This window comes from Chitinophaga sp. (assembly GCF_036566945.1).
Taxonomy (GTDB): Bacteria; Bacteroidota; Bacteroidia; order Chitinophagales; family Chitinophagaceae; genus Chitinophaga.
Genome location: NZ_DATCVJ010000035.1, coordinates 1 through 7,233, shown reverse-complemented (window position 1 = coordinate 7,233; position 7,233 = coordinate 1). Strand labels below are relative to the sequence as shown.

The following is a 7,233-nucleotide window of genomic DNA, read 5'->3' as shown; positions in this document are numbered from 1 at the left end:
CACTGTGAAGACATGACCCTGCGCAATGTGAGCGTAGACTTTGAACGTCCTTCCATGTCTGAAATGACGCTGCTGGCCGTATCTCCCACGGCCGTATTGGCCGCCGTGCATCCTGATTCCCGGTTTGCCATTATTAACCAGCGCCTGGAATGGTACGGGGAGAAATGGGGACTGAAGCAGTTCCACGCGATTTTATCGGATACCGTTAAAGGGGTGAATACCTATTCTTCCTGGGACCCTTTTTACAAGAGCAAGGCTATGTTGATGAGTCCGGGTGTGGTGCAATTTCGTGGCGACTTTTCCCGTTTCAAAGGCGAGGCCGGCAATGTGCTCTCGGTGCGGGATGGTATCCGCGATCAGGTGGGGGCATTTATACAGCATTGTAAAAATGTGCACCTGGAAAACATCCATATGCGTTACATGCATGGATTAGGTATAACCTCTCAGTTCTCTGAAAACCTGTACTACAGCCATATACAGGTAACTCCTGCCGCAGGCAGCGGGCGTGTGATGGCGACCTTTGCGGATGGTATGCACTTTTCCGGTTGTAAGGGTGTTATTGAAATTACAGATGCACATTTCAAAGGGCTGCATGATGACCCGATCAATGTACACGGCACGCACCTGCAGGTGACGCAGATTGTATCACCACGGGTATTGAAATTGCGCTTCATGCACCACCAGACCTATGGCTTTGAAGCTTTTTTTGCCGGCGATAGTATTGGCTTTGTGCATAGCGCGGAATTGCAAACATACGGCCATGGCCTCGTTGCCGCTGCAAAGATGTTGTCGGCGCGGGAAATGGAAGTAACGCTTAATAAGGACATACCTGCAGGGGTGCGTATCGGCGACTGCCTGGAAAATACCACCTGGGTACCGTCGCTGACTATACGAAATTGCCGTTTTGAAAGTGTGCATACAAGAGGTATATTGGTCACCACCCGCAAAAAAGTACTGATCGCCAATAATACCTTTTACCGAACCGGTATGCACGCTATTTTAATTGCCGACGATGCCGGCAGCTGGTACGAATCGGGCGCGGTGGCCGATGTTACCATTACCGGTAATACCTTCGAGGGGTGTGGCTACAACCAGGCGCCGGGTAATTTTGTGATTGCGGTGGCGCCGGAAAATCATACGCTCGTAAAAAGCTATATGGTACACCGGAATATCCGCATAGAAAACAATGATTTTAAGATATACGACTACCCGGTACTCACTGCGCGGAGTACGGCGAACCTTATTTTCCGGAATAACCGCATCAACTGGATGACTGGTTTTATGGCACCGGGCACCATGAGGCCTTCCTTTGAGCTCACTGCCTGCGAAGGTGTGACGATTAGCGGCAATGATTTTAAAGTACCCTTTAAGCCGGAGGTAGCGTTGAAGGAGATGTTGCCGAAAGCCTTGAAAACGGATTTGCAGGTAAAGTAGTAAGATACGTTGCCGGATGATTATTTTTTCACCACCCTGAAGCCCTGGTTGCTGAAAGAGGCCCGTTGATGTACGCGGCCAATATCGGCGGAATTGAAAAAAGAGCAGGAAGCCTTACTGCACCACCAGGAGCCACCGCGGGCATGTGCCAGGGTGGGACTTTCATCCGGCCTTACTTTGCCGGAGCAAAATTCAAATACGTTACCATACATATCGTATAAGCCCCAGGCATTAGGGGCAAAGCTGCCTACGGGGGCGGTATACATATATCCGTCTGTACTGTCGGCCTGCAAATGGTCTTTCCCATACCAGATGTTGGCATAGTGGCCAATGTGGTTATTGGTGGCGCCAAAAAAATAATCGGTAGCAGCGCCTGCACGGGAAGCAATTTCCCACTCTTCCAGGGTGGGAAGTCTCACACCGGCCCAGGTACAATAAGCCAGCGCATCTTTATAACTGATGGTAGTGACCGGGTGATCCATTTTCTGGTCAATGCCGCCAAGCGTAATCCCATTGGGGAAACGCCAACAGGCAGTACTATCATTGTGCCACTCAAATTCCGGCAGCCCTGGTACAAACACAAGGGCATCATGGCGTTTTTCCGCATCTGTTACATAGCCGGTAGCTGTTACAAAGGCGGTAAATTGCCGGTTGGTCGTTTCACACGCAGCTATGTAAAAGCTGTCAGTGTATACCTGTCGCCGTGGATTCAGCAAATGTTGTTTTTTACCAATCCAGTACCGGCCTTTGGGTATCAGTACTTCACCACATTTATCCTGCGCCAGCCCCACATAGCAGCTGAGCAGTAACAGGAAAATGGCGCTAACCTTTTTTAGGAAGTGCATGGTAAAAGTTGTTGGCCCGCGTGATAATCAGTTCTTCATTGGCGGCGTTGAAGTGGAGGAATGCACGGTAACTGCTTTCTGTATCGGCAAACAATTTTTTATAGGAAGAAGAGGTCAGGAAAGGCGTGTACTCATTGTTTTTCATCAGGATCATCAGCAGGGTAAGAATGTCTTTGTCTTTGTGGTCCCGGTTATAAGTGCTGATCAGCAAAGGCACCATTTCTCTGGCATTGATTTCAATCACTGCTTTTTTATAGTTTACACCTATCCGGTTACTTCTGCCAATAGATTCGGTGATTAACGCTATCACAGAATCACGGTTGGCATGGAGGAAGTTTAACTGACGCTCGCTCCAGCTGTATTCGCCGAAGGCGTCCGGCAGTTGTGCGAAGATTTTTTTCTCTGCATCGATAACTGGTGGCATAGCATCACAGTTCTGGCTATACGCTTCTCCATGAATCATGTGGTAGGTAAACTTCTCCCGAAGGGATAACGACAGGTAATCTTTCTGCGTCAGGGCGGCGCTTTCGTCAGTATCCTTTATATTTTTTATGAGCAACAGCACTTTTTCCAGTCCATATGGTGGCCTGGTTATTTTTTCACGGTATTCCTGGTAGGCAACGGTTTCTTTACTCGGCTCCTGGTACACATCTGCTTCCTGGGCAAAACAAAGGTGACAGGTGGCGACTAAAACAAGGACGGCTGCTATTCTTTTCATGATATTGGAAAATTTGCGGGAAGATAAAGCAGGAGAAAGGAATGGCCAAACAATTCCCTCACGCGTTTACTATTAACAATATTCCTTATATTCAGGAGCTATTAACGTTAAGCGAACGTTAATCAAATTCCTTTAACATAAACAATTGTATTATCAGATTATACACCACTATCTTTCAACACACTATTGAAAAACATATCCGGAAGACTATTTCTTCTCGGGGAAGATTTTGCATTTAACCATTTATCAAACAAGCAGCTCTCTATGATCCATCCGTTGGTCAGACCTAAGCAAGCCGCCTGGAAAGGGTTCGGATTGATCTGTTTTATTTGTTATGCGGGTATGCTGCAGGCAGGGGATTTACCGACAGATAGTATGCGTTATGTAGACCAACTGAATCGCCGCGCTATTTTATCTCAGCAAAAGAAGCTTGATACGACTTTCTTTTATGCCAAACAGGCCCGGGAAATTGCTACCCGTCTGGATTACACAAAAGGGAAGGCAGATGCGTGGCAGCGCCTCGGTACCTACTATGGACTGAATAATAATAACTACCTGTCAATCCGTTATTACATGGACGCGTTGCAGGCATATGAAAAATTGAAGGATTCCGTTGGCATAGGGGAGTTGTATATGCGTATCAGTGCCTATTACGAGCAATCCGGTCAGCATACGGCTGCTGTGGATTACGCCGCCAAAGCAATGGAGATAGGTCGTTGCCGGCAGCAGGATACCCTTTATGCGCAGGTATTAACGCATTACGCCGGCATACACATGGCCGATCCGAAAAAGTATGATTCCGTTCAATGGGCGCTGGCCACTGCCCGCAATACCTTTACCCGGCAGCGCGATGAGGCGGCCCTGCTGCAGCTGGACCTGCTGGATATAAAGGCGTTACTCCGGAAAAAAGATACGGTCACGGCAGAAAAAAAGATGCTGGCATTGATGTCGGTGGCTTCTCTCCAGGGAGATAACTACACCGGTATGCAGGCGGGTTACCTGATGGCCGCTACCTGCGCGGCCATGCACCGGGCAGACTCTATTTATTATCAGTCACAGACAGTCGCATTCTCCGTAAAAGGCGGGTATAAAGTATTCACATTGTCTTATATCATCCGGCTGTTCGACTGGTATACCCAACAGAAAAAAACTGATAGTGCCGCGTACTATGGCAGCCTGTTACTTCGGGTGCTGGAGAAAAGATCCGCCATTAAATCGGCCGGTGAAATGGATTATATCTCCTTTTATACCCTGCAGCAGGACATCCATGCTTTGCAGCTGAAAAGAGCCATACAAGCGAAGCTGTTATATAAACAACAGCTGGAAACCCAAAGCCGGCTTTACTTTGCCGGTATTTTGTCGGTATTGCTGCTACTGGCTACGCTTACAGGGATTTACTTTTTCCGTGCCTACAGAAAAATGAAAAAGAATGCCGGGTTCCTGGCAACAAAGAACCTGGAAATGCAGGAAAAAAATAACCTGTTGCGGGAACACGATGATTTTAAGAACAAGCTCGTATCGGTGGTGGCACATGATTTCAGGACGCCGCTAAGCAATATCATTAACATTGCCGTTTTTTTAAAAGAAGAAGTGCTCACCACAGAAGAGGCCACCGGGTGGATGAGAGAGGTGGAACGTACTGCCGGGTATACCCTGCAGATTTTTGATAATATACTGGCCTGGATCGGTTCTCAATCGTCGGGGTTTGTTTATGTGCCGGAAGCCTGTAAACCCGCCGCCATGATTCCTGAAGTGATTCACTATATGGAAACAGCCATCCGTAATAAACAACTGCAGATAGTGGTCAATATTGCAGATAATAGGGCTGTTTGGGCCAACCGGGAGATGCTGCAGTTTATACATCGCAACTTTATTCACAATGCGATTAAGTTTTCCCCTGAAAAAGGAACACTATATATCCGCAGCAGTATCAACAACGATCGGATGACTTTATCAGTGGCAGATGAAGGCCCCGGCATACCAGAAGAAATTTTGCCCTACCTGTTCGAATACAGTAACAAACGACATACGGGCAGTCAACAGGGAGCAGGGCTGGCGCTCATCATTTGCCGTGACTTTATTTATAAAATGAACGGACAGATAAAGGCCGGTAATCCTCCGGAAGGAGGGGCTTTATTATCCTATACTTTGTTGCTGGCCAATCACTAATTGCAATAGACCATGGTATCAAACAGGACAAAATATTGGGGGTATAGTATTGGGCTGCTGCTGCTGCTGGTTGGCGGCTGGCAACCAGCGTCTGGCCAAACGGACAAGTTCAGGAAGCTGCATGAAAAACTACATCGGGTGAAAGATAGCAGTGACTATATAAAAACATTGAACAGTCTATCTTTTTTTCACCACCGGAACAATCTCGATAGTTGTTTCTGGTACGCCACAAAAGCGCTGGAAATATCCCTGCGCCTGCATGACGGAAAAGGTACCTCGTATGCCTATACGAATTTTGCCTTGTTTTATACAAAGAAACGAAATACCAAACTGGCCATTGTGTATAATTACAAAGCATTGCAGATAGATGAGCAGCTCCGCGATTCCGGGAGTATCAGCATAGACCTCAGCAACCTGGCACTGGCCTATCGGGCAGAAGGAAATATTGGTAAGGCACAGGAATACGAACAGCGCTCGTTGCTGCTTGGTAGCCGGTTTCCCGACATGGGCGATTATAGTGTAGACCTGATCAATTACCTGGAATACTATTGGAAGAATCCCGCAAAAAGTGATTCTGTAAAATGGGCGCTGAAAGAGCTGCGTATCATGGCCGTTAAAAATCCTTTTAGTATGGAATGGTATGAGGCACAACTTTTTGAAACCCTCACGACGATAAAAAACAGGCCTTTTGCAGTCACGGAAAAGCGGCTCAATGCACTCGCGGAAGAAGCCTGTCGGAAAGGATTACCAGACGAAGCCCTTACGGCCTATTTCCATTTAAAAGGAGACGTCAGGAGCATGGGATATAAAGTAGACTCCATTGCCTACGCCGAAAAAATTTTCCATCTCGCAAAAAAAATTGGTGACGATGAGTCCATCATGGATGTAATGCCCGATTTATACGGGTACTATTTACCAAAACAAGACTGGAAAAGAATGGCCCTTTACGGTACGTCGATACGGCAAATGGCTACTTTTGAACAATCGGAAGCCGGCAAACTACCAGCGGTAGACTATATCAGTTATTTCCTGAAAGAGCAGCAAATGCAGGATCTGCAAATTACCGATCAGCTGCAGCAACAGGCTATTGCCCAAAGTGATTTGCAGCGAACCAGCCATCGCTGGCTGCTGATATTTTTATTATCGGGGTTGTTACTGCTGCTCATCTTTACGGCTATCTATTGTTTGTCGTACTACGCTTCCCGCCGCCATGCCGTGGCCCTCGCCGCATTGAATACAGGTATAACGGAAAAGAATATACGATTACAGGCAGATGATGATTTTAAAAACCGCCTGCTGTCACTGATCGCAAATGATTTCAGAACACCGGTAAACGAGATTATCGAAACGGCGGCATTATGGCAAAGCGGCACTCATCATTATAGCACCTTGCTAAGCAGCATTGAACGGGTGGAGCAGAATTCCCGCATCACCCTCGATAATTTTGATGGTATTCTTCGCTGGATAAAATCACAGTTTTCAGATTTTGCTTATCATCCTATTGTGTGTAATATCGAAGAAATGCTCCTGGAAGTGGTGGATAGTATGCAAACTCATGCCAGCAATAATAGGGTTACAATCATCCCGGATCTGCCCGTAGCGGTTGTGGTTGCGGCAGATCCCGACATGCTGCAGTTTGTACATCGTACCCTCCTGCGGCAAATGATAATGCTTACTGGTTCCGGTGGTGATATCCGGATTAAAGCACAACAGGATACCGGAGAAACAGTCGTAACTATACAAGGCAGCCCCATTACAGTTACAGCATCACTGTTGGATTTATTAGCCCGGCCACAGCAGGAAGACAAGCTAATGCTGGTCACCTGTGTCGACTTTATGAGTAAGATGGGGGGTAGTTTGGCGGTAGCCGAAATGGCGCCGGATACGTTTGCGTTTGTTTATAGGTTGCCTATGTGAATCCTATTCGCTGATTGAGCTGTGAAAAAGGTGAACCGCTACCATCAATGAATGTACAGCCGGCAATAACAGTAATATGTTTTTGCCGGCTCTTGCATGCCGGATAGGCCTGTTGTATATCTATTGTCTCACTGATACCATTTTTATTTC

The 7,233-nt window shown here is 47.0% G+C and carries 5 protein-coding genes; 3 read left to right on the top strand and 2 right to left on the bottom strand.

Annotated elements, in window-relative coordinates; translation table 11 throughout:
• Positions 1 to 1,434 (top strand): right-handed parallel beta-helix repeat-containing protein (locus VIP81_RS01025; RefSeq protein WP_331956615.1); only part of this gene is annotated, 1,434 nt, incomplete at its 5' end.
• A gap of 20 nt (positions 1,435 to 1,454) precedes the next feature.
• Here the strand turns inward: VIP81_RS01025 and VIP81_RS01020 are convergent.
• Positions 1,455 to 2,279, bottom strand: coding sequence for an SUMF1/EgtB/PvdO family nonheme iron enzyme (locus VIP81_RS01020; RefSeq protein WP_331956614.1), 825 nt, complete (start codon positions 2,277 to 2,279; stop codon positions 1,455 to 1,457).
• Positions 2,257 to 2,997, bottom strand: coding sequence for a hypothetical protein (locus tag VIP81_RS01015; protein ID WP_331956613.1), 741 nt, complete (start codon positions 2,995 to 2,997; stop codon positions 2,257 to 2,259). Before VIP81_RS01015 ends, VIP81_RS01020 begins: the two co-directional genes overlap by 23 nt.
• Positions 2,998 to 3,261: 264 nt before the next feature.
• Here VIP81_RS01015 and VIP81_RS01010 point away from each other — a divergent pair, with 264 nt between their 5' ends.
• Positions 3,262 to 5,166, top strand: a complete 1,905-nt coding sequence (locus tag VIP81_RS01010) for a tetratricopeptide repeat-containing sensor histidine kinase (RefSeq protein WP_331956612.1) — start codon at positions 3,262 to 3,264, stop codon at positions 5,164 to 5,166.
• A gap of 12 nt (positions 5,167 to 5,178) precedes the next feature.
• Positions 5,179 to 7,083 carry a hypothetical protein gene (locus tag VIP81_RS01005; protein ID WP_331956611.1) on the top strand — a complete coding sequence of 635 codons (1,905 nt, stop codon included), beginning with the start codon at positions 5,179 to 5,181 and terminating at the stop codon, positions 7,081 to 7,083.
• The last annotated feature ends 150 nt before the right edge of the window (positions 7,084 to 7,233 follow it).

Excerpts from the sequence above, each read along its gene's own strand:
- VIP81_RS01020 (WP_331956614.1), bottom strand. The coding sequence starts at position 2,279 with ATGCACTTCCTAAAAAAGGTTAGCGCCATTTTCCTGTTACTGCTCAGC.
- VIP81_RS01015 (WP_331956613.1), bottom strand. The coding sequence starts at position 2,997 with ATGAAAAGAATAGCAGCCGTCCTTGTTTTAGTCGCCACCTGTCACCTT.
- VIP81_RS01010 (WP_331956612.1), top strand. The coding sequence starts at position 3,262 with ATGATCCATCCGTTGGTCAGACCTAAGCAAGCCGCCTGGAAAGGGTTC.
- VIP81_RS01005 (WP_331956611.1), top strand. The coding sequence starts at position 5,179 with ATGGTATCAAACAGGACAAAATATTGGGGGTATAGTATTGGGCTGCTG.